General features: G+C 40.6%; 21 protein-coding genes and 1 pseudogene. 18 read left to right on the top strand and 4 right to left on the bottom strand.

Translation table 11 applies throughout. The annotated features are described in order from the left end of the window. Positions 1 to 65: 65 nt before the first annotated feature. The 6 genes from AAEY98_RS19160 to AAEY98_RS19135 all read left to right on the top strand — a co-directional run bounded on the left by AAEY98_RS19160 (position 66) and on the right by AAEY98_RS19135 (position 6,593). Positions 66 to 929, top strand: coding sequence for an HvfB family MNIO-type RiPP peptide maturase (locus AAEY98_RS19160; protein WP_351018908.1), 864 nt, complete (start codon positions 66 to 68; stop codon positions 927 to 929). Then, positions 929 to 1,690, top strand: coding sequence for an HvfC family RiPP maturation protein (locus AAEY98_RS19155; protein WP_351018905.1), 762 nt, complete (start codon positions 929 to 931; stop codon positions 1,688 to 1,690). The genes AAEY98_RS19160 and AAEY98_RS19155 overlap by 1 nt, the downstream gene beginning before the upstream one ends. 378 nt (positions 1,691 to 2,068) lie before the next feature. Beyond that, entirely contained in the window at positions 2,069 to 2,434 is a 366-nt protein-coding gene (locus AAEY98_RS19150) for a YbaN family protein (RefSeq protein WP_101088151.1), read from the top strand. Positions 2,435 to 2,568: 134 nt separating this feature from the next. Beyond that, the gene (apt, locus tag AAEY98_RS19145) at positions 2,569 to 3,120 is read left to right on the top strand and encodes an adenine phosphoribosyltransferase (RefSeq protein ID WP_101088153.1); all 552 of its coding nucleotides are present in this window, start codon (positions 2,569 to 2,571) and stop codon (positions 3,118 to 3,120) included. Between the two features lie 150 nt (positions 3,121 to 3,270). Beyond that, a complete protein-coding gene (gene dnaX / locus AAEY98_RS19140; RefSeq protein WP_351018902.1) occupies positions 3,271 to 6,117 on the top strand; it encodes a DNA polymerase III subunit gamma/tau in 2,847 nt (948 codons plus the stop codon). A gap of 143 nt (positions 6,118 to 6,260) precedes the next feature. After that, positions 6,261 to 6,593 (top strand): YbaB/EbfC family nucleoid-associated protein, encoded by a 333-nt coding sequence (locus tag AAEY98_RS19135; protein WP_011637860.1) that lies wholly within the window; start codon positions 6,261 to 6,263, stop codon positions 6,591 to 6,593. Between the two features lie 60 nt (positions 6,594 to 6,653). Here the strand turns inward: AAEY98_RS19135 and AAEY98_RS19130 are convergent, their stop codons facing one another. Further along, the gene (locus AAEY98_RS19130) at positions 6,654 to 6,926 is read right to left on the bottom strand and encodes a hypothetical protein (RefSeq protein ID WP_162022812.1); all 273 of its coding nucleotides are present in this window, start codon (positions 6,924 to 6,926) and stop codon (positions 6,654 to 6,656) included. Between the two features lie 335 nt (positions 6,927 to 7,261). On the opposite strand from AAEY98_RS19130, the gene AAEY98_RS19125 reads away from it, so the two are divergent. Both AAEY98_RS19125 and AAEY98_RS19120 read left to right on the top strand, forming a co-directional pair. Continuing rightward, a complete protein-coding gene (locus AAEY98_RS19125; protein ID WP_059746794.1) occupies positions 7,262 to 7,762 on the top strand; it encodes a hypothetical protein in 501 nt (166 codons plus the stop codon). Continuing rightward, on the top strand, positions 7,755 to 7,988 hold the full coding sequence (locus AAEY98_RS19120) for a helix-turn-helix transcriptional regulator (RefSeq protein WP_101088159.1): 234 nt from the start codon (positions 7,755 to 7,757) through the stop codon (positions 7,986 to 7,988). Before AAEY98_RS19125 ends, AAEY98_RS19120 begins: the two co-directional genes overlap by 8 nt. 61 nt (positions 7,989 to 8,049) lie before the next feature. Here the strand turns inward: AAEY98_RS19120 and AAEY98_RS19115 are convergent, their stop codons facing one another. After that, positions 8,050 to 8,886, bottom strand: a complete 837-nt coding sequence (locus AAEY98_RS19115; RefSeq protein WP_351018899.1) for a GGDEF domain-containing protein — start codon at positions 8,884 to 8,886, stop codon at positions 8,050 to 8,052. A 581-nt stretch (positions 8,887 to 9,467) separates the two neighbouring features. Here AAEY98_RS19115 and recR point away from each other — a divergent pair. From recR to nadE, 6 genes are all read left to right on the top strand, one after another. Then, complete coding sequence (gene recR, locus AAEY98_RS19110; protein ID WP_101088163.1) at positions 9,468 to 10,067, top strand: recombination mediator RecR; 600 nt, start codon at positions 9,468 to 9,470, stop codon at positions 10,065 to 10,067. 278 nt (positions 10,068 to 10,345) lie between these two features. Beyond that, positions 10,346 to 12,259 carry a molecular chaperone HtpG gene (gene htpG / locus AAEY98_RS19105; protein ID WP_101088165.1) on the top strand — a complete coding sequence of 638 codons (1,914 nt, stop codon included), beginning with the start codon at positions 10,346 to 10,348 and terminating at the stop codon, positions 12,257 to 12,259. A 66-nt stretch (positions 12,260 to 12,325) separates the two neighbouring features. Then, positions 12,326 to 13,189 carry a tetratricopeptide repeat protein gene (locus AAEY98_RS19100; RefSeq protein ID WP_351000619.1) on the top strand — a complete coding sequence of 288 codons (864 nt, stop codon included), beginning with the start codon at positions 12,326 to 12,328 and terminating at the stop codon, positions 13,187 to 13,189. 136 nt (positions 13,190 to 13,325) lie between these two features. Beyond that, positions 13,326 to 13,970 (top strand): adenylate kinase, encoded by a 645-nt coding sequence (gene adk / locus AAEY98_RS19095; RefSeq protein ID WP_101088169.1) that lies wholly within the window; start codon positions 13,326 to 13,328, stop codon positions 13,968 to 13,970. 610 nt (positions 13,971 to 14,580) lie between these two features. Beyond that, a complete protein-coding gene (locus AAEY98_RS19090) occupies positions 14,581 to 15,885 on the top strand; it encodes an inosine/guanosine kinase (protein ID WP_101088171.1) in 1,305 nt (434 codons plus the stop codon). A gap of 116 nt (positions 15,886 to 16,001) precedes the next feature. Then, positions 16,002 to 16,832, top strand: coding sequence for an NAD(+) synthase (gene nadE / locus AAEY98_RS19085; RefSeq protein WP_351018896.1), 831 nt, complete (start codon positions 16,002 to 16,004; stop codon positions 16,830 to 16,832). Positions 16,833 to 16,836: 4 nt separating this feature from the next. Here nadE and AAEY98_RS19080 read toward each other — a convergent pair whose 3' ends face one another. Further along, on the bottom strand, positions 16,837 to 17,403 hold the full coding sequence (locus AAEY98_RS19080; protein ID WP_351000616.1) for a DUF6942 family protein: 567 nt from the start codon (positions 17,401 to 17,403) through the stop codon (positions 16,837 to 16,839). 102 nt (positions 17,404 to 17,505) lie between these two features. Here AAEY98_RS19080 and AAEY98_RS19075 point away from each other — a divergent pair, with 102 nt between their 5' ends. After that, positions 17,506 to 18,999, top strand: coding sequence for an alpha/beta hydrolase (locus AAEY98_RS19075; protein ID WP_351018893.1), 1,494 nt, complete (start codon positions 17,506 to 17,508; stop codon positions 18,997 to 18,999). A 19-nt stretch (positions 19,000 to 19,018) separates the two neighbouring features. Here the strand turns inward: AAEY98_RS19075 and AAEY98_RS19070 are convergent, their stop codons facing one another. Continuing rightward, positions 19,019 to 21,187 (bottom strand): diguanylate cyclase, encoded by a 2,169-nt coding sequence (locus tag AAEY98_RS19070; protein ID WP_351018890.1) that lies wholly within the window; start codon positions 21,185 to 21,187, stop codon positions 19,019 to 19,021. A gap of 359 nt (positions 21,188 to 21,546) precedes the next feature. Here AAEY98_RS19070 and AAEY98_RS19065 point away from each other — a divergent pair, with 359 nt between their 5' ends. From AAEY98_RS19065 to AAEY98_RS19055, 3 genes and pseudogenes are all read left to right on the top strand, one after another. Next, positions 21,547 to 21,813, top strand: a complete 267-nt coding sequence (locus AAEY98_RS19065) for a DUF4212 domain-containing protein (protein ID WP_011637017.1) — start codon at positions 21,547 to 21,549, stop codon at positions 21,811 to 21,813. 11 nt (positions 21,814 to 21,824) lie between these two features. After that, a complete protein-coding gene (locus tag AAEY98_RS19060) occupies positions 21,825 to 23,543 on the top strand; it encodes a sodium:solute symporter family protein (RefSeq protein ID WP_101088178.1) in 1,719 nt (572 codons plus the stop codon). Between the two features lie 131 nt (positions 23,544 to 23,674). Further along, positions 23,675 to 23,965: pseudogene (locus tag AAEY98_RS19055) on the top strand (cyclic nucleotide-binding domain-containing protein); the annotation flags it as partial. Positions 23,966 to 24,041 lie beyond the last annotated feature (76 nt).

Genomic DNA, 24,041 nt, shown 5'->3' with positions numbered 1-24,041 from the left:
TGACGCAATTAAGGCCTGAGATTCAGGCCTTAGTTTTATCTGTTTTTTATTTTTAAGGACGCATTATGTCTATTCAGCATCGCAACGCACAGGGTCAGGCTAGTGTTGGTTTAGGACTTCGCCGTGAAATGCTGGATGAATTTTGTCAGCAGGTGCCATCTGCCATTAATTTTTTCGAAGTTGCACCTGAAAATTGGATGACATTAGGCGGCAAGTTTGGGCGTCAGTTTAAAACATTAACTGACCAACACGCTTTTTTCTGCCACGGGCTTTCATTATCCATTGGTAGTCCTGAACCGCTTGATAGTCACTTTGTACAAAATATAAAACGCTTTTTAGATGAGCATAATATAGAAGTGTATTCAGAGCATTTAAGTTATTGCTCAGGGACTGGCCATATGTATGATTTGATGCCAATCCCATTTACTGATGATGCAGTCATCCATACCGCTAAGCGGATAAAGCAAGTCGAAGACATACTCGAGCGTCCATTAATTTTAGAGAATGTGTCATTTTATGCGGCGCCAGGTGCACAAATGACCGAACAAGAGTTTGTTAATGCGGTGCTGCAAGAGGCCGACTGCAAATTACTGCTTGATGTAAATAACATTTACGTTAATTCAATTAACCATCAATACGATGCTGCAGCTTACTTAGCGGCTATGCCTACCAAACGAATCGCTTATCTGCATATTGCAGGGCACTATGAAGAAGAGGCCGACTTAATGGTTGATACTCACGGTGCGGATATTATCGATCCAGTATGGGCCTTATTGCAGCAGTGTTACCAATTACATGGCGTGCACCCGACCTTGCTTGAGCGTGACTTTAATATTCCTAAAACAGACATACTTCTTAATGAGATTAATCAAATTCATCAGTATCAACAAAATGCCTTAACGCAACAGTCAATATTGAGGAAGGCATAATGGGTTTCATTGAAGTACAACAACAATTTATGCACTATATACGCGATCCTAGTTTGCCATTGCCCGAGGGGATTGAACCTAGGCGCATGAAAATCTATCGAGAATTATTTTTTAATAATATTGCAGGTTTTGTGTCGAGTGCGTTTCCGGTGTTGAAAAGTGTATATCAGGACGACCAATGGCAGGCCTTAGTACAACAATTTTTTGTAAGCCACGATTGTAAGACACCAATATTTGTTGAAATAGCCGGTGAGTTTTTAGCGTTTTTACAACATGAATACCAGATGACAGAAGATGATCCTGTTTTTATGTTGCCGTTAGCACATTATGAATGGTTAGAATTATGTGTCGCCGTCGCGCCAGATACTCCCGCAGCTCAATCGATCAATACCATCGAACTAAACCAGCATAGGTTATGCCTAGCAGCTTGTGCCAAAGTGGCGCAATATGCCTTTGACGTTCAACATATTAGTGTTGACTACCAGCCTATAGAGCCGACAGCACAAGCGAACTTTTTTTGTGTATTTAGAGGTGCTGATGATGACGTCGCATTTTTACAGCTAACACCATTAAGTGCGCAAGTGTTAGCTTACATTGAACAAATGACTCATTCTCAACAGGGTGTAACAGTCGATGCCATTATAAGTTGGTTAAGTGAGCATTATCCACAAATGCCAAATGACACCTTGTTGTCAGGTTGCTTGCCTTTATTGCAACAACTGGCCCAAAAGGGCATTGTTATTTCATCAATCGAGTCATAATAGGCTTATTATATTTAAGGTTTTTATTTTGTGAAGATGGGTCTAAAATAAAGCACTTTTTGTGATCCACTTCACGTCTATTGTCCGCTATGCTAACTGAGCAGTTGGCATAATATAACAAATGAAAGACGTGAGTTATCGCAGTCACAACATCACCTTAATCTAGGAATAATCATGAGTCAGCCGTTTAAAGACCCGTTTAACATCTTTTATTTTATTGGTTTTATTTTGGTTTTATTAATTCCAACATTACCCGCGAGTCTTTCATGGTTGAAAGCAACAGGATTAATTTAACGCTTACTTCAGGTTAACCTGTCATGATATTGTCTTATTAAACCACTCGGATAGAGTGGTTTTTTTGTTTGTATGAGGGCGCATATGGCAGTGAAACGCGGATTTTTTCTCATTATTGGTTTGTGCAGTCTAGTGTTAGGCATTATTGGCATTGCACTGCCTCTTTTACCTACAGTGCCATTTATTTTATTGGCTGCGTTTTGTTTTGCTCGATCTAGTGATCGCCTTCATCATTGGCTAATCAATCACCCTTGGTTTGCTGAAGGTATCTCTCAGTGGCAATCGAAACGTGCGTTGAGCCGATCTCTCAAGCGAAAAGCCATGTTAATGAGCGGCCTTAGTTTTACGATTAGTATTATGATTGTACCGATAATATGGGTGAAAATTATGTTGTTGTGCATGATGCTTGTTTTATTATTTTTCTTGTGGCGGATCCCAGAGTTAGAATAATAAATAGCCTGGTTAATGCATGCCTGTTGCAACTGAGATTAAACGGGCATAAGATCACACCAGTATTTTTACCAGAGTCCACCATTGACGTGGACTTTTTTATTGCGTAATCACTTTCAGATAGAGTTAACTACATTATGATGAACCAAGACAGTTTAGCGCTTATTAAGCAGAGCATTAAAACCATTCCTGATTATCCAATACCAGGCATCATGTTCCGTGACGTCACCAGTTTGCTTGAAAATGCAGAAGCTTATAAAGCCACGATTGCGATTCTAGTCGCTCATTATCAATCAAAAGGTTTCACTAAAGTGGTTGGTACTGAAGCGCGTGGTTTTTTATTTGGTGCCCCACTTGCGTTAGAGCTCGGCGTTGGTTTTGTACCTGTACGTAAACCGGGTAAATTACCCCGTAAAACCATAAGCCAAACTTATGACTTAGAATACGGTAAAGACACCTTAGAAATTCATGTCGACGCGATTAATGCTAATGATAAAGTGCTCGTTATTGATGATCTATTAGCCACCGGTGGCACGATTGAAGCGACTGTAAAACTTATTCGTCAATTAGGCGGTGAAGTGAGCCATGCTGCGTTTGTTATCTCATTACCAGAAATTGGTGGCGAGAAGCGCTTACAAGGTATGGGAATTGAAGTGTTAAGTTTATGCGAGTTTGACGGCGAGTAAGTAAAGTAAAATAAACTGCCATTTTATTAAGCAGTTAACTAGATTTTGCTCTATCAAATGCTTGCTCAACAATAGCATGCCGGCCCTTGGCATGTTATTGTTAACCCCTTTAAAGGGATTGACTCCCGATAGCTCTCTGTGGGGAATTTCATGTCTTACCAAGTACTCGCCCGCAAATGGCGTCCAGCTAAATTTGAACAAATGGTCGGCCAATCCCATGTATTAATGGCATTAACCAATGCACTGAGCCAACAACGCTTACATCATGCTTACCTGTTTACCGGTACGCGCGGCGTGGGTAAAACCAGTTTGGCACGTTTGTTTGCTAAAGGTCTTAATTGTGAAACAGGCGTTACTGCTACGCCGTGCGGTGAATGCTCTAGTTGTATTGAAATTGCCCAAGGTCGATTTGTCGATTTAATTGAAGTCGATGCTGCTTCGCGCACCAAAGTTGATGATACTCGTGAACTTCTCGACAATGTACAGTATCGCCCATCCCGTGGTCGTTTTAAGGTTTACTTAATCGATGAAGTCCACATGTTATCGCGTAGTAGTTTTAACGCACTCCTAAAGACCTTAGAAGAGCCTCCAGAGCACGTTAAGTTTTTATTAGCGACGACCGATCCGCACAAACTGCCAGTTACTGTGTTATCCCGTTGCTTACAGTTTAATTTGAAAAGTTTATCGCAGGACGAAATTAGCAAGCAACTTGAGTATGTAATTACTCAAGAAAAGTTACCATTCGAATCGCAAGCGCTGAGTTTATTAGCCAAAGCGGCTAATGGCAGTATGCGTGATGCGCTCAGTTTAACGGATCAAGCGATAGCGTTTGGCAGTGGCCAAGTGATGCTTACACAAGTGCAAACCATGTTGGGCAGTATTGATGAGCAACATGTGCTCGCGTTATTGAAAGCCTTGTGTGATGCCGATGTTGGGCCATTAATGCAAACAGTGGCAAAAGTATTGGCATTTGGCGCAGATGCCGAAGAAGTATTGCGTAGCTTATTAGAATTATTACATCAAATCACCTTAACTCAATTTGCCCCAGCTGCTGCACAGCAATCGCTGTTTAGTGAGCAAATTTTGGCATTCGCGCAGCAATTAGCGCCTGAACAAGTACAGCTTTATTACCAAATGCTGCTTAACGGCCGTAAAGATTTACCCTTTGCTCCCGATCCTAAATCGGGCTTGGAAATGGCACTGCTTCGTGCGGTAGCCTTTACGCCCGAGAAACAAGTAAAACGTTGGGTAACAACGACACCGGCTAATATTGATTTAAGTGTTATTGATCACTCATCAACTTCAGCGCAAGAGGTCATTGAAACAGGCCCAAAGCCTGATGTTCTGCCTCAAACGCATAATGATTTAACGATAGCAGTACCCGCTATTCAGGCTGAAGAGTTGCCGACCCCCGAAGTTGAAGATATTGATGTTCTCGATGATATCGCTGTCGAGCCATCGTTGGTTGCTGAGCAAGCTTTATTGTTGGACCAAGCACAAAGCTTAGGGTTTAACTCATTGCCGCCCAAAAGTGTCGATGTGCAGTCTGACCAGCTTATTAATGATGATGTCGATAAAGCTGCCGAAGCTGATGTTGTTAGTGCAACTTCATCTGATGATGTTGTTCATAATGCTGATACTGAAGCAACTGTTGAATCCAATACTGAAAATTTGGCTAATGATATTACCGAGTCTGAAGAGGTTGCAGAGCAACCTACATTAGTGCCGAGTAAAGCAGACACCAATACAGTAGAAAATAGCCAATCGAGTGATAGTGCAGATAAGAGCTCACTTGATGCCTATTCCTTTATGGATTATGACGAAGCAGACGATCCGTCAATGGAATATCAACCCTCGGATCATGACGAATATGTTGCGTTTTCGGTTTCAAACGAGATAACTGAAGCTAACAATGTTACTGAAGCTTCGGAGTCGATGTCTGAACCGAAAACGGTTAATCATCTTGTTGACAATAACAGCGACTTGATGAGTGATAATGCTCGTCAAAACCTCACTAGCGCAGATGATAACTTAGACGACTTTTTAGATGAAGTGTTAGCCAGCCGAGATTCTCTCATTGCAGATGTTGGTGTATTACAGCAACAAGAAGAACTTGCCAAAAAAGAGTCTACAAAAACAATCAGTTCTAGAGTGAGCAAAGCGGCTGCGGCATCAACATCAACAACGGCCGCTAATGAGTCTTCTGATAAGTCAGAACAGGCTGAGTTTAGCGCACCTACAGCCAACGAAGCATCATCTGTAACGCTCAACGGAATAGACAAGTCTAAAGTTGTGGCCGATTATGATAGGCCTCCTTGGGTCGCGCCCAAAGAGGGTGAGATCGTTAATGCGTTTGCAGATATTAATCAAGAGACTAAACCAGCAGTTGAAGCAACATTTCAACCATCGAGTTCAGTCAGTCAGCAAGCTGGTCATCAACATCAAAAACCGGCCAGCGCACAAATAACCCGTTCACTGGCTGCTGATCCGCAAAACATTAATGCAGAGCCGGTGATTCAATCTAATGTGCTCGCCAAATTTGAACCACACAGCATTCAAGGCGATGAAGTTGATTTACATTGGTATAAAATAATGACTAATGTGTCCGTTGGCGGAAGGGTTAGGCAATTAGGGGTGAACTCCGTGTGCCCAACATTGTCAAACCCAATAGTATTGGTGTTAAAACCAGACCAGAAACATTTGTCTGCGCAAACTGCTATCGATCAATTACAAGTAGCGTTATCTGAGTACCTTGAGCGACCAACTGAAGTTGAGATACAGATTGGTGTGGTGCAAAAACGAGAAACACCACTTGAGTTACGTAAACGTTTTCATCGGGAGCTTATTGCGCAAGCGCAACAATCTATTTTGCTTGATGACAACGTTCAGTGGATGATCCAGCACTTATCGGCTCAGTTAGACAGTGACACGATTGAATATCCATCGGAGCAACTAGGGCAAATAGCGCAGGATATTGCACTCATCAGCGCTTCATAAGTACACAAATAGGGGGGTTTTACAGAAAATGAATATATCTTCATCTCAAAAATGTATCTGTAATATTGCCAATCGATTTTATTTCAGTAAGATTGTCGCCATTATGACGACTTGCTAACAACCTTAATTAGAGAGAGACGACTATGTTTGGTGGAAAAGGCGGTATGGGCAATTTAATGAAACAAGCCCAAATGATGCAAGACAAAATGGCTAAAGTGCAGGAAGAAATTGCACGCACAGAAATGACGGGTGAAGCGGGTGCTGGCTTGGTTAAAGTAACCATGACAGGTAACCACAATGTGCGTAAAGTTGAAATTGATCCAAGTTTGATGGAAGACGATAAAGAGATGCTAGAAGATCTTATCGCCGCAGCGTGTAATGACGCAGCCCGTCGTATAGAAGAAAATCAAAAGACTAAAATGGCCGAAGTGACTGGTGGTATGCAATTACCTCCTGGAATGAAAATGCCATTTTAATCATGTCGTTAATTAATAAAAAAGCTCAAGCATAATGCTTGAGCTTTTTTATTTACAGCGCTAAACCGCTTTCATCGCAGCTTGTTGGTCAATAATTACATAGCCTTGTGCTTGGTACTCATTAATGCATTGCTGAAATTTATTTTCAAGTTTAACTTTATCAAAAAAACCTAAGGCATAAGAATCACATTTCACTTTCATTTTTTGGTCATTTATCAATAGTGTTTCTTTTTTTAATTCAGCGAAACCTAATGAGTATGCGATTTCAACAAATTTGAGGTTAATAAAGTAACCTAATAAAACTGCAACAATAACAATGATGATTTTTTTCACAATAATGTCCTTAATATTATTCTATAAATCCATGAGTAACTCATCTAGTTATAGCAATTTATACGCCAAAATAAAAACTAAATATAATCAATAAGTTATTTGTTCTCTATTCTGTAACTTAGTTATTTTACTCATTAAGTTATGAGTTTGACCAATCTAAGCAATCTATTTAGTTAACCAACCTTGTGTCGGTTCATGCAGCCATAGACTTTGCTATTACCCTTATGTAAAGCATTTAAATATTAACTCAAAGTAAAAAATATTTGACATTGATTGACATCAAACTATCATGAGGTGAGTTAAATATTTTTTACTTTGAGTTCGCTGGGGTTAACATGAGTAATAAACAAAAAGTACACCAATGGTTGCAAGAAACCAGCTTTCGCGAGCTAACGCTATCGATAGATTTTTTGGTAACAGGTTATATTTTCTATCTTTATTTGAGCCAGTTGTTTAATGCAACCCCAGAGCAACTTGCATCTATTGAATGGTTATCAAGTTTACTGCTTGAGATCATCATTTACTCAATTGTACTGATGGTTGTCAGTTATATTTTATTAGCGTTAATTAGCGACGATGAGTTATCACAACCGATGGATGTGAGAGAAAAACAAATCAGTTTAGTCGGTTATAAATATTCGGCTATCATTTTGCAAGTGGGCGTTGTATTTGCCATTTTTCAGTATAATATCGCCGCCCAAGATTTTGATTTTATGCAACAACGGACTGTGCCGTATTTACCACTGCATATTTTAATTGTGGCTTTTCTAACTGCTGAACTGGCACATTACGGTGTGCAATTGTATAAGGGGCGCACTGGTGATATTTATGGATAATCGGGATGATGTAAAAGTAGGGATTTCAAATACTATTCGTACGTTACGCTTTTTACATAACGAAATGACGCAGAAGCAACTGGCCGAACAAATTGGTGTGACGCGTCAAACGGTGATGGCAATAGAGTCAAATAAATACTCTCCAACACTTGAAGTGGCGTTTAAAATTGCAGAGGTGTTTAATTTACCGCTGGATAAGGTTTTTACTTATCGTTCAGGTAAGTAACCTAAACACGTGATAATAAAATCCCCTCAAACAGCCTTTTGTTACGTTATTTGCGTCCTGTCTAAGCCACTCTCACTTGATTACGGCCATTTTGTTTTGATTGATAGAGTGCTCTGTCTGCATTTTTAATCAGACACTGGTAATCTTTACATTCAGATGTCATTCCAGCAACACCTACACTCACAGTGACACCAATGGGAAGTATATCTATCTCAGACTCACCAGGCAGTACTAACTGAGTGTTTTCGATAATCGTTCTGAGTCGTTCAGCAAGTGTATAAGATGTGGAGACTTGGGTTAGCGGGAGGATGACAATAAACTCTTCACCACCATAACGAGCCACTATATCTGATTCTCTTAACGACATTTTAATGTTCTGGGCGATATTTTTCAAAACTAAGTCACCAATCTGATGGCCATACTTATCATTAATGTTTTTGAAATGGTCAATATCGATAAGGAAGATGGATAGTGGTTTAGAATAACTTTGCGCCCTTTGTGTTTCCTCTTTGAGGCGACGATCTAAGTATCGACGGTTAAAAATCCCTGTTAGTGAGTCGGTGATGTTTTCTTGTTTAAGGGCATGTATCTGCATAATGTCACTGGTGGTTTTGAGGGATAGGCTACACACAACAAATACAAAAATAGCTCCGCAAAAAAATATCACTGGCACTACTAAATCGAGTGGTTGAGAAAATGTAACCACGCAAAATTTAGCGTAAATGACATAACCTGTGATGAAAAACAGGATCAGCAAAATAAGAAACCCCCAACTGTGGCTCAATTCGCCGGTTGGAAGTCGGTTAAATATCGTCCATACCGGTGTGATAGCCATTGCAAGTATTAGCGCTCCGCAAATAACCAACCCACTAGCTAATAATGGTAAAGTATCTTGCATATTGGGTCCTTGTATAGGTGACACTTTAATTTGAAAACTCATATTTTTGGTGGTGTTTTTAATATTATCGTGAATGACCTCCTTAGGTCCTCACAGGCAATATTAAGTTCTGAATAGTAGAATATCAGATGGATTGAACAAAAAAAGTGATGGCTTTCAAAAGTTAATTAACGCCTTATTTGCGGTTGTGTCTAAAGCCATAAAGATGAGTCAATAGAGTATCTTTAAGCTGGTTTGCTTGGTTTGCTTGGTTTGCTTGGTTTTAAATTGCTGTAGCGACACGTTTTTTCGTTATTAATCTGCTCCCGTAATCATGGTAATTTTTTACTAAAAAGTAATCGTTGAGCAATTCACGTACCTACGATGGCTGTGGTCATAGAGTTAACGTTTTCAATAAGAACACTGTTAATTCGTCGATTGTGGCTTCATTTATTGCAACAGAGGTTTTAATCTTTGCATTCAAACGCTGCACAGACAATAATCGCACTGCTTTGGTGTTTCCGCATATTGGCTTAGCCAATCACAAGACGGTTTCACCATGACATTACAATGAGTTTAGCTATTAAGGTATTGGCAATTTTATGAAATTTAGTCCTTTGGTCGATGAATTAATTCAATCTTTACGTGCGTTGCCTGGCGTCGGCCCTAAGTCTGCACAGCGTATGGCATTTCAATTACTTGAGCGTGAACGTAAAGTGGGCCTTAAGCTCGCAGATTCGTTGCAAAAAGCCATGTCTGAGGTAGGGCATTGTCAAAGTTGTCGTACGTTTACCGAACAAGATTTATGCCCTATATGCAGTAGCCATCGTCGCATCAATACTGGGATCATTTGCGTGGTTGAAACGCCTGCTGATGTGCTTGCTATTGAAGCTGGTGGTCATTTTAATGGCCGTTATTTTGTGCTGTTAGGGCACTTGTCGCCGTTAGACGGTGTTGGTCCTGAAGAGTTGGGTTTAGCGTTACTTGAACGCCATTTAACATCAGATGACGTGAGCGAGCTTATTCTTGCTACCAATCCGACCGTTGAGGGTGATGCAACTGCACATTTTATTGCTGATATGGCCAGAAGACACAATGTGGTGATTAGTCGTATCGCACATGGCGTTCCCGTGGGTGGTGAGCTTGAATACGTTGATAGCACCACCTTAGCGTTATCTTTTAATGGTCGTATTCCGCTGTAATAGCCGCATACCTGATTAGAAACCAAGATGCCAGCAAGTTTAATAATTAGATTTGTTGGCATTTTTTATTCCACCATGGATGCGTCATGAGGAAAACAGGCTGCTAAAATGTGTCATATTGAGCCGATTTGGTCTTATCTGATGATTTATTATTCAACAAGGCGGTGTTGCCCCTTGAAAATATTGTAACGTCCCCCATCTCTTGGTTAACACAGAATTTTAGGCGAGTGGATTTTTCGACTCGTGATTGTTTAAACGTAACACCAAGGGAAATACTCATGTCACAACAAGAAACTCATGGCTTTCAAACCGAAGTAAAACAACTTCTGCAATTGATGATCCACTCTCTGTATTCGAATAAAGAGATTTTCTTACGTGAGCTAGTCTCAAACGCGGCCGATGCAGCAGATAAGCTTCGCTATTTAGCATTAACTGACGATACCTTATATGAAGGTAACGGTGATTTACGCGTTCGTGTAAGTGCGAATAAAGAAAAGGGCACAGTCACCATTTCAGATAATGGTATTGGTATGACCCGCGATAGCGTCATCGAACATTTAGGGACTATCGCCAAGTCTGGCACTAAAGAATTTTTTAATAATCTTTCAGGCGAAGCGTCAAAAGATTCACAATTAATTGGTCAGTTTGGTGTGGGTTTTTATTCGGCCTTTATCGTGGCGAAAAAAGTTACTGTACGCACTCGCGCTGCCGGCCATGCTGCTAACGAAGGTGTCTTGTGGGAATCTGAAGGCGAAGGTTCATTCAATGTAGAAAGTATCACTAAAAATGAACGTGGTACTGAAATTGTGCTGCATTTACGTGACGAAGAAACTGAATTTGCAGACGATTACCGTTTACGCTCAATTATCACTAAGTACTCTGATCATATCTCTGTTCCAGTTCAAATGTGGAATGAAGGTACACCTGAGTCAGACGGCCCTGATGGAGAGAAAGTCGCGGCAACGGAAGGTGAGTGGAAAGTGATGAACAAAGCGACAGCGCTTTGGACTCGTAATAAGTCAGACATCACGGAAGAAGAATACCAAGAATTTTACAAGCACATTTCTCACGATTACAGCGACGCATTAAAATGGTCTCACAATCGTGTTGAAGGTAAGCAAGAATACACCAGTTTACTGTACATCCCAGCTAAAGCGCCTTGGGATATGTGGAACCGCGACCATAAGCATGGCTTGAAATTGTTTGTTCAACGTGTATTTATTATGGATGAAGCGGAACAGTTTTTACCTACATACTTACGCTTTGTACGTGGATTAATCGATTCAAATGATTTGCCATTAAACGTATCTCGCGAAATTTTACAAGATAATCAAGTAACAACAGCAATGCGCGTGGGTATCACCAAACGTGTGTTAGGCATGCTTGAAAAACTGGCTAAAGATGAGCCAGAACAGTATCAGTCTTTCTGGGCTGAATTTGGGCAAGTATTAAAAGAAGGCCCTGCAGAAGACTTTGCTAATAAAGAACGCATTGCAGGTTTATTGCGTTTTGCTTCTACTCATGACAACTCTGCCGCAACAACAGTGTCATTAGAGGCCTATATTGAGCGCATGAAAGCCGGTCAAGACAAAATATATTATATCGTTGCTGACAGTCATGAAGCTGCTGCTAATAGTCCTCATCTTGAGTTACTGCGTAAAAAAGGCATCGAAGTATTGTTATTGTCTGAGCGTATCGATGAGTGGTTAGTTAATCACTTAACTGAGTTCAAAGACAAGAAGTTGCATTCAGTGACACGTGGTGATTTAGAGTTAGGTGAACTTGAAGATGCAGCTGATAAAGAAGCGCATGACAAAGTAGCCGAAGAGTCTAAAGGTTTAATTGAGCGTGTTAAAGCTGCGTTAGCAGACAGCGTTTCTGAGGTTCGTGTTACTTCACGCCTAACTGACACGCCAGCGTGTGTGGTAGCGGGCGAAGGTGAAATGTCGACGCAGATGATTAAGCTGATGCAAGCAGCTGGTCAGCCTGTGCCAGAGTCTAAGCCAACATTTGAGATTAACCCAACGCATCCTTTGGTTGAGCATTTGAATAACGAAACTGACGAGCAATTGTTTGCTGATTGGGCTAACTTGTTATTACAACAGGCATTGTTATCCGAGAAAGGCAGTTTGGCTGACCCTTCAGCGTTTATTAAACTGACCAATCAAATGTTATTGGCGAGTGTAAAGTAAACTCGATTTAAGCAGTAAAAGCGGACAATAAGTCCGCTTTTGTTTTTGTCATTCTGCGGAGGCAATATGGACTACCTCATTAATCTTACTAAAGATAATATTCAACAAGTTGTTGATACCTCAATGCAAAAAATGGTGGTATTAGCATTTTGGGCGCAACAACAGCCCGAAAGTGTACAAATGTTGCAGACGCTGGAGCATCTTGCCAATAGCCAAGGTGGGCGATTTATTCTCGCTAAAGTGGATTGTGAAACTGAGTTAGAAATTGCGAATTACTTCCAAATTCAGAACGTACCGACCACATTGATTTTAGATAAAGGTAGACCCATTGATGGTTTTTCTGGGGCGCAAAGCCAAGAACAAATTAGTGATTTGCTCGACAAACATTTACCGCCAATGTGGATACAAGAGTTTGATGATGTTAAGCAGCAATTAGCCCAAGGTGAGTTATCGCCAGAAGATTTAGCTAAAATTTCTGACCAGTTAAAAACAATTTTTATCGATTCACAACAAGCACCTGAAGTTGCATTGGTGATGACTGATGTGGCGTTACAGCAAGGTTTACTCGCAGAAGCCAAAAGGCTACTTGCCCGTATAGGTTTAGCGGATCAAGATAGTTACTATCATAATTTAGTGGCTAAATTAGCCTTAGCGGAAGATGCGGCAGATACTCCAGAAATTCGTCAGCTGCAACAAAATGTCGCAGAGCAACCTGATAATCTAGACGCAGTTGTTATATTAGCCAAAGCATTAAATGTTGCTCAACGTAACGAAGAAGCCCTTGAATTATTGTTTGTTATTTTACAAAAAGATATGAGTGCTGCTGATGGCAAAGTTAAACAAGTCTTCATGGAAATTCTAACCGCGATAGGTCAGGGCAATACGTTAGCCAATCAATATCGCCGTAAATTGTATACCTTGTTGTATTAAACAAATTGAAGCTGTTTTGTTACAACCCTTATTAGATCTTGGTCTAATGTCATAACAAAAGCGCTATTAAAAGTGCGGCAGATGTGCGAAAATCGCCGCCCTAAAAAGAACACAAACTTAAAAGAGGACTTTTGAGATGCGCATTATTTTATTGGGTGCCCCAGGTGCCGGTAAAGGTACCCAAGCTCAGTTCATTATGGAACAGTATGGTATCCCACAGATCTCAACTGGTGATATGTTACGTGCAGCGGTTAAAGCTGGTACGCCATTAGGTTTAGAAGCTAAGAAAGTAATGGATGCAGGTCAATTAGTTTCAGACGATCTTATCATTGGGTTAGTGAAAGAGCGTATTGCTCAAGAAGATTGCGTAAAAGGCTTCTTACTTGACGGTTTCCCTCGCACAATTCCTCAAGCTGATGCTATGGCTGAAAATGGTATTGAGATTGATCATGTTATCGAAATCGATGTGCCTGATGAAGAAATCGTTAAGCGTATGAGCGGACGTCGTGTTCATTCTGGTTCTGGTCGTGTTTACCACGTGGTGTTCAATCCACCGAAAGTGGAAGGTAAAGACGATGTCACTGGCGAAGATTTATCTATCCGCCCAGATGACGAAGAAAGTACCGTACGCAAGCGTTTAAGCATTTACCATGAGCAAACTAAGCCATTAGTTGATTATTATGGCAAAGTTGCTGCTGCTGGTAAGACTCAGTACAACAAGTATGACGGTACTCAATCTGTCGCTAAAGTGAGTGAGCAACTAGCCAGCGTATTAAAATAATCGCCGATTAGCTCCGCCATTAAAAGCCTGCTTTGCAGGCTTTTTTTATGCCTAAAGAATAACCTAACCGTTGCTGTATATTAGTGGGAATACTTTTCACTAATATTGAATAACTGATATTGAATCACTCATATAGAATCAATGTTTATTTAACCTCCGCTCGAGATTGTAAACACGATTATCAAATTCTAATGCCACCATTGCATCGGCTCGCTATTGAAGTCTTCATGCGCCTTGATAGTCATACAATGGCAAGTTTCACATGACTGTTGAACAGTCCTTTTACTCGATTTACCCAATCTATCAGCCCAAACTTAAGTTATTCAATACAGCACTATTGAGGTTAATGTGTGATTGAACGGACTAATATTGTCCAGTTGATTTAGCCAGAGGCAATATATCGGCGTAGGTCAAAAACTAATAAAATAAGACTGATGACCTCAACGGAACATATTTAGGCCGTGAATGTGATAAAAGTGATATAGGATTGACGCTTACCTATGATAAAATCTGCCGCCATTTTCGCGGATGACGACTCATATAAAATTGAATGAGTGTCAGTGGTAATTAATTTCACACTTGCACGGACGCCAAGCTATGAGAGCCCAATATGAAGTTTCCTGGTCAACGTAAGTCCAAACACTATTTCCCTGTAAACAGTCGTGATCCGTTATTGGCTCAACTTACGCAGCAGCCTCAACCTTTTTCTACTTACATTTGCGGTATCGATCAAACCTTGGTTGATATCGAGGCTAAAGTAGAAGACGAGTTACTTGAGCGATATGGCTTACCTAAAGGCAACTCTACTCTCATTAATGATGAGCAAGCCCATAATTTGTACCATGAACTTAAATCCAATGAGATGATCAGCGATGAATTTGCCGGTGGCACTATTGGTAACACCGTCCATAATTATTCGATTTTAGCCGATGACCGCTCAGTGCTTTTTGGGGTTATGAGCCAGCATATTATGGTGGGTAGCTATGCATATCGCTATTTATGTAACACTTCCTCAAAGGTTGACCTCAACTTTTTACAACCTGTCGATGGTCCTATCGGTCGCTGCTTTACGTTAATTTCCGATTGTGGTGAACGCACGTTTGCTATCAGTAAAGGCGCGATGGATAAGCTAACACCTGAGTATATCGATAAAGAGGTGATACAAGGCAGTTCGGCGTTAGTATTAACGGCATACCTGATGCGAGCAAGCGAAGGTGATGGCATTACAGATGCGGCAATGACGGCCATTAATTACGCTAAAGAAGCCGATGTACCAGTGGTGTTAACCTTAGGGACACGCTTTTTAATTCAAGAAGATCCGCAATGGTGGCAAAATTTTATTAATGAGCATGTCACTATTTTAGCCATGAATGAAGACGAAGGTGAAGCGTTAACGGGTTTTAAAGACCCGTTGCTTGCCAGTGAAATGGCGCTAGATTGGTGTGACATGGTGCTAACCACGGCGGGTGCGATAGGGCTTTATACTGCGGGTTATACTGAAGATGCTGAAAAGCGTGAAACCAGCCATACCTTATTACCGGGCGCCATTCCTGAATTTAACCGTTATGAGTTTTCTCGCCCTAAATTACAAGTGGATTGCGATACGCCAATAAAAGTGTACGCTCACATTGCCCCTTACATGGGTGGACCAGAATTAATTCGTAATACCAATGGTGCTGGTGATGGAGCTTTGTCTGCGTTGCTTCATGATTTATCAGCCAATACGTTCCATAAAACCAATGTGCCTGGTTCGAGTAAACATAAACGAGATGGTTTATGTTATTCGTCGTTTTCACAAGTGTGTAAATACGCTAATCGCGTTGCATACGAAGTGTTAGCGCAGCATAGTCCACGTTTATCTCGTGGTTTACCAGAGCGAGAAGACAGTCTAGAAGAGTCATATTGGGAACGATGATTGGTCATCGATAAAAATAAAACGATAATGATGCATCATTATCGTTTTTTTTTGTGTAGATTTTTATAGAATAGGCACCGAAAGTCAGAATATTAATAAGCAATCAGGAGCGTCACGTGAAAGGACAAATCTTAAGAGAGATGCATGTACTTAAGGCTATTGAGCCTGAGTTTGAGATCCAACGCAGAATTGCTTTTATTAAGGCAAAATTATCAGATGCTCACAGCAAAACTTTAGTCTTGGGGATCAGTGGCGGTGTTGATTCATCACTTGCTGGACGTTTATGCCAACTGGCAGTGAATAGCCTTAATCAAGAAAAAACCAGTGACGAGTATCAGTTTATTGCAGTGCGCTTACCTTACCATGTCCAGCAAGATGAAGCTGAAGCTCAGCTAGCCTGTCAGTTTATTCAGCCTTCAAAACAGGTGACCGTGAATGTTCATGATGGTGTTGTTGGCATCCATAATGCCACTATAGTGGGTCTCACCGCCGCGGGTTTAGCATCAACAGACGCTGCTAAGACTGACTTTCTCAAGGGTAATGTTAAAGCCCGAATGCGCATGATAGTCCAATATGATATCGCAGGTGCTATGGGCGGCCTTGTTGTGGGCACTGATCATAGTGCGGAAAATATTACTGGTTTCTATACCAAATGGGGCGATGGGGCTTGCGATTTAGCGCCGTTATTTGGCTTAAATAAACGTCAAGTACGTCAATTAGCAGCCTATTTAGGCGCGCCAGAGATATTGGTCAAAAAGGCCCCTACAGCTGACTTAGAAGACAATAAACCTCAACTTGAAGATGAGGTCGCTTTAGGGCTGACCTATGATCAAATTGATGACTTCTTAGAAGGTAAAGATGTTGCTAAGTCTGTGGAAGATAAATTGGTGAGTATCTATAAACGTACCCAGCATAAACGTGAGCCTATTCCGACGATTTACGATTAATATCTTACACTTTGCTTAAGGTGATGTGTTGTCGGGTGAGTTCTATTAGCGCATTAGCATATTGTCGATAATCTAAATATGGCGTCAGTAACACCGTGTGCTGGTGCTGTATTTTCTGCTTTTCATCTAGTGATGTATACTGCCGAGGATCGGATATTCCCATACGTTGCTGGGCTTCTTTACCACATAAAATATGCCAAAATTCAGGAAGAAATACTACCTCGTCGTGATGTTCAATATTGGGGTTAACAATACGTAATTGGCAATGCAAGCGTGATGGAGTGTTGATGTGTTTTCCGGTTTGTGGGTCATGATGGTCATTAAATAATTGGTCACGGATCTGTTTCCAATTAATCCCTTTATTAGCATTAATATCGTGCTCTAAACAGCAAATCTTCGCCATTATGGTGACAATTTTCCGCCAGTGATTACCATTTAATGTGACCAATTGTGTGATTGCATCGGGATGCGTGGCTTGCCAGTGCGCGGGTAGCTCTGGAGGCGTAGGTAAATAAAAAATGATATCGGGATTCATCGGTCCCCATATATGGCTATATAAACCTGATGACATATTATTTCCAGTATTGTTATGAATAGTAAGTGCCTGACAGTTCAGCAGTAAATGTTACGCTATATTTTTGTTTGTATTCGGTATCTATTTTTTAAGGTAATTATGCGTGCAATTGTGATTGGATCGACAAAACATTTTTTATTTGCCGCATTTTATGGTGCTTTAGGTATTGGGTTAGCGTTAATTATTACTGCTGTTTGGATGCTTAATGCGCGGCCTAATTTATCATTATGGCACACGACACATCTAACCTCTGAATACCATCAACAGTCTGGTTTAACTGATTTTAGCCAATATTTACAATTAGAAGATAAACTTTTTGCTGAAGTAGAACAGCAGGTTTACCGTCAATATCAACCTGAAATAGCATCCCCAATTAATCGTTATGAGCGTAATAGCCTGTCTGACCCTGGGTTATGGCAACAAAATTGGAATCGTTCTTTCGAATGGAAAAACCCCCAAGCTGAGTTTGGCCTTTTATTACTACACGGCATGTCTGACTCACCTTATGTAATGTCGCATTTTGCGCAGCATTATCAACATCAGGCTTATGTTTTAGGGTTGCGCTTGCCAGGACACGGTACCATTCCGTCAGGATTAACCGATATTACTTGGCCTGATCTTGCTGGGGCGGTATCACTTGCTGTTGCCCGCTTGTCTGCCCAATTACCCGGTAAACCGATTTATGTGGTCGGGTTTTCGACAGGAGCTGCTTTAGCATTAAACCATGAACTTGAGAATATCAGTTTAGATAAGCCTACAAGCTTTGCCGGTATGGTCATGTTATCACCAGCCATTGGTCTTGCTCCCATTGCAGCAGGCGCTTATTGGCAAGCTAAACTGGGTAAATTACTCGGCCAAGATAAACTGTATTGGAACAGCATTCAAACGGAATATGATCCCTTTAAATATCGGTCTTTTGCTGTTAATGCTGGCGATGTTGTATATCAGTTAACTCAGCGTAACCAGACCTTATTAGCGTCATTATCGCCGCAACAGTTTGATGCTATTCCTGCAATATTAACGTTTCAGTCAGTTGTTGATGATACGGTCTCTTCACTTGCTGTGGTTGATTTGCTATATCAAAAATTGCCGCTAAACAAAGGCCATCAATTGGTGCTCTTTGACGTCAATAGGACGAAGAGTAACAACCAATTACTGTTTCAAGATCCACTGGCGACTTTTGCTCCATTTTGGCTACCAAAGCAATTACCTTATCGCTTAAGTTTGGTTGAAAATGATCCGCAACAAGATAATCATGTTCAGGTTAGGGAGCTAGCTGATAAATCGATAACCGATGATGTGTTAGCGTTAAGTTTAACTTGGCCTAATGATGTGTATTCTTTATCTCATGTGGCGTTAAGTTTTCCGATTGAAGATACCCTTTACGGGCCTCTACCAGGTATTGATTCGGATAAAATCCAAATTGGCAGAGCAATTTATCAAGGTGAACGGGGCATTTTCAGTGTGACGGCCGATGACATGTTGCGTCAGAAGTGGAATCCATTTTATCCTTATATGATGACTCGCATTGATGAGTTTACTCAAGGGCATCAATCTGAGTCACTATTAGACAGTAAACCAGTAAACCAGTAAACCAGTAAACCAGTAAACATTAGTCGCTAATGATGCTAATAATTGTTTTATTACGTCCCTGTTGTTTTGCTTGGTAGAGATGATCATCAGCGACTTTAATCCACTTATCGAGTTCAGCTTCATAATCAGCACTGGCCGTAATAGCACCAATACTGACCGTCACGTTGAATGACTGTTTATCTTCGGGTGAGGTGATTTCTAATTGCGACAGTGCTTCTCTAAAGCCATTGAGATGGTGTTCAATATGTAAGGTATTGGACAAAGGCAGAATAAGCAAAAATTCTTCTCCGCCGTAACGGGCCACAATATCAATGTCGCGTTTAAAGTATTTCTGTAATAAATGCGACACGTTCCGCAAGCACTCATCTCCAGCTAAATGGCCATAATTGTCATTTACTTTTTTGAAGAAATCTAAATCAAGCAATACAACAGTAATGGCCTGATTGCTTCGCAAACAAAAATCCACTAACTCACCAAATTTACGTTCAGCATAACGGCGATTATATAAGCCAGTTAACGGATCTCTATCAACCAGCTCGGTGAGTTTTTTGTTGGCCTTTTCTAATTCCGCGGTACGATTAGCCACAGTCTCTTCTAATTCGACTTGATGCGCGATGAGTTGTTGCTTACTGGCTGCTAATCGTTGATACAGGTTGAATACTTCTCTGGGTGAATTATCGTCAATTGCCGAGGTTTTTTCTGGACTTGAATATGACTGACTGAATTGATTGGCGACAGCTTCTAATGGCACCGTTAGCAACGCGCTGAGCTTTTTTGAAATATAGAAGGTACCCAATAATGCAATCAACAGCATGATAAAACTACTGAACATTTGTTCTTCAGCGAGTTTTAGTAGCGGCGAAAATTCTTTTAAAATATACACTGTCCAACCATTATCGAGCTCCCGGTGAGCATACATATATTCAGGCACAATTGAGGTAGTATTGTGAATATTGATTAACTCAAGATTGGCACGATACACACCTTTATTTATTGCGAAATTAAATTGTGAAAGTGGTTTTAAACCGAGTTTTTTAGAAGCATAAATAATTTGATTTTGTTCATCAACCATCACTACAGATTCATCTTCGGTATATTCATTTACTTGATCAATATGTGAAAAATGAGTTAAATCAAGCGAACCTTCTACTATTCCTGCTACTTGTGTGCGTTGCTCATCGAGATAAAAGGGAGCGCTCATGGCAATAATCGCGTCATTACCAAAACCGCGGCCCAGAAAGGCAGATGATACGAATAGGCGTTGGTTATAGAATGACTCAATAAAATAATCTCTATCGTTAATGTTGATACTTTGTTCTGGTAATTGCTGTGTTAATAGTCTTGATACTGGGCTGGCTGCCACAATATTGGCTGCCGGATTGGCGATCAACATACTGATAAAACCGGGATAGTTTTGATGTGAGCTTGATAAAATGCCTTGCCATTGCTCTGGTTTATCGGCAACTAAATCTAATTGACTTGCTGTATTTTGGATCACAGTTTGATGGTTTTTGATATAATTTTGTGCAGAGGTCGATAGGTGGGCGACCGCTTCCGTCATGTTTTGTTTTAACATGACTTGTTGACGTTCTAAAAAATAAAAATTAAAGATTAACGCTGAAAACAATAATGTTAACGTCACCATTAAGGTGAAGAAATAAGTCAGTTGCGCGCTTAATTGTCTACGGTTGCGGTCTTTAACTTTGTCTTTTAAAAACCATAACTTTGGAATAGCTAAAATAAGTAATGATGCAATACTGGTATATATCAGTCCGTTGATGCCTTGCTTTGAAATAATAAAGCCTAAGTGAGATGGCGGTATATCCATCAATAGAACCACATATAAATACACCATTGGTGCACCTATAAATAACCAATAAGCGGCATCGGCATATAAGGCATAGATATCACGGCGTCTGGCATAGCCTAAAAATAATGCTTCAAGCCCAAAAAATAAGTAAACATGCGGGCTATCCCATATCAACATTAATCCTGTTGATGCCATCATTGCGGTCAAAAAGGCATACCAAGGCCCCAATAAAACGGCAGCAATGACAGTCACCGTGTTACCTAATACAAATTGCACGTTAGCAAAAAATTGTATCGGGTAACAATTGATGAACAATCCTATTACTCCCAAGATAATTGAGAATAAAAGGTGTTGTTGATTAATGCGAGGCAATGTCAAAAAAATATCCTTATTATTTGTATTCTAAAAAGATTTATTCCTATCTAAGCATTTATCTCAGGAAATAGAACAGATTTCAACGCAAACGAAGTTTTTTTTACTCACAAATATTCCTTTTTATCTTTTGTGATGCAGATCTCAATCTTTTAATGGCGAAATCTTGTTCGACCTTGGTCTAATTAAATTGAAAAACAAGAAGTTCATTTCAATTCATTATTTCTCAATCATCTGATTTTTATACATTTTAATATTTTACGTTAACGTTTGTTAATCAAGTACGACTAAGGTCTTGATTGTGATGGCCCCCTGAATTGCTAAATTAACAATGGCTTTACAAAAAATAACTTAGGGGAGTCGCAATGAGTTTCGAAAATAACGATAAGGCAGCGGGTTACTGGCGTGAGAATTTACGTTTAGTACTTAGCTTGCTTGCAATTTGGGCTGCAGTGTCATTTGGCTGCGGTATTCTATTAGTAGATGTGTTAAACGAAATTACCTTTATGGGATTCAAACTGGGTTTCTGGTTTGCGCAGCAGGGTGCAATGTATGTATTCGTGGCGCTGATTTTTGTTTATGTGGCGAAAGCTAATACATTAGACAAAAAATACAATGTTCAGGAAGACTAAGGGGCACTAAGATGGATGTTCAAACACTAACATATTTAATTGTCGGCGCGACTTTTGCGCTGTACATCGGGATCGCCATTTGGACTCGTGCTGGTTCAACTAAAGAGTTTTATGTTGCAGGTGGTGGTGTTCACCCTGTTCTAAATGGTATGGCAACTGCAGCCGACTGGATGTCAGCAGCATCGTTTATTTCATTAGCCGGTATTGTATCTTTTACTGGTTATGATGGCTCAGTTTATCTAATGGGTTGGACCGGCGGTTATGTGCTATTAGCATTATGTATGGCGCCTTATTTACGTAAATTTGGTAAATTTACGGTTCCGGACTTTATTGGTGATCGCTACTACTCTCAGACGGCACGTACAGTCGCTGTTATTTGTGCCATCTTTATTTGTTTTACCTACATTGCAGGCCAAATGCGTGGTGTTGGCGTAGTGTTCTCTCGTTTCTTAGAAGTTGACGTAGAAACAGGGGTGTACATTGGTATGGCAGTCGTATTCTTTTATGCTGTATTAGGTGGCATGAAAGGGATTACTTACACACAGGTAGCACAATACTGCGTTCTTATTTTTGCCTTTATGGTTCCTGCTATCTTTATCTCAGTAATGATGACAGGTCACATATTACCGCAAATTGGTTTTGGCGCTGAGATGATTGATGCCGCAGGTAATGGTACGGGGGTGTATTTACTCGATAAGCTCGATGGATTATCGGCAGAACTCGGGTTCTCCCAATATACCGAAGGCTCCAAGTCGATGATAGATGTGTTCTTTATTACCGGTGCATTAATGTTTGGTACAGCTGGCTTACCGCATGTGATTGTTCGTTTCTTTACTGTTCCTAAAGTAAAAGACGCGCGTATTTCTGCGGGCTGGGCTTTAGTATTTATCGCTATTATGTACACCACTATTCCTGCATTGTCTGCTTTCTCTCGCGTTAATATGATTGAAACCATCAATGGACCAGAATCAACTGGCGTGCCTTATGAAACTGCGCCAACTTGGATTAAAAACTGGGAAAAAACGGGTTTAATTACATGGGACGATAAGAACAACGATGGCAAGATTTTTTACACCAATGGTGAAAAAAATGAGATGAACATTGACCGCGATATTATGGTTCTTGCCACGCCTGAAATTGCCAATCTTCCTGCATGGGTTATTGCATTAGTTGCCGCGGGTGGTTTAGCTGCAGCATTGTCTACATCTGCGGGTTTATTACTGGTAATTTCAACCTCTGTGTCGCACGATTTACTCAAGAAAAATCTAATGCCGGATATTTCGGATCAGAAAGAGTTAATGTATGCACGGATAGCTGCTGGTTTCGGGGTTGTTATGGCGGGTTACTTTGGTATTAATCCTCCTGGATTCGTAGCCGCGGTGGTGGCCATTGCATTTGGTCTCGCAGCAGCCTCGTTATTCCCTGCTATTATCATGGGGATTTTCTCTAGAACCATGAATAAAGAAGGTGCTATTTCAGGTATGGTGATCGGGCTATTATTTACTGCTAGTTATATCGCCTACTTTAAGTTTATTAATCCTGCATCGAATACATCTGAAAACTGGTTATTTGGTATTTCACCAGAAGGTATTGGTATGGTGGGAATGATGGTTAACTTTGGTGTCGCTTTTGCTGTCAGTAAAGTTACCGCTAAAATTCCTGACGAAATAGTCGCAATGGTTGAGTCTATTCGTTTCCCTAAAGGGTCAGGCGAAGCACACGATCATTAAACTGCTGTAATCAACACTGTTTAAAAAGAGCGCTTAGGCGCTCTTTTTGTTGGGCTTTAGTCCTATAGCAGATAAGCGAAACGCTTTGTTATAGTGATATTGTTCGCCCATGCACAATAGGGAAATGATTAATGGATGCCAGTGAGTTACAACCCGTAGAGCAGTTTTTAGCAGCACATTCGCCTTTCGACACGCTACCTAAAGAGAGTATTCAATATTGTGCGAGAAAGATTAGCGTCGGTTATTACAGTAAAGCGTCTGCCTTTGTTGAGTTCGATAAAGACAATCCGAAATTGTACATTGTGCGCAGTGGTGCATTTGAAGTGCGCGATCCTGAAGGTGTATTGGTTGACCGTGTTGGCGAAGGAGAATGTTTTGGTTTTTCCACCTTATTATCGGGTGAAAAGGTCGTTAATAAAGTCAATGCCGATCGTTTAAGGGCACTTGACCGATCTTGCAGATGAAAGATAATCCCTACCAGTATTCTGGTGGGGATTT

It is taken from the genome of Shewanella sp. AC91-MNA-CIBAN-0169 (assembly GCF_040310165.1).
Lineage (GTDB): Bacteria > Pseudomonadota > Gammaproteobacteria > Enterobacterales > Shewanellaceae > Shewanella.
This window is presented reverse-complemented; position numbering and strand designations above follow the sequence as displayed.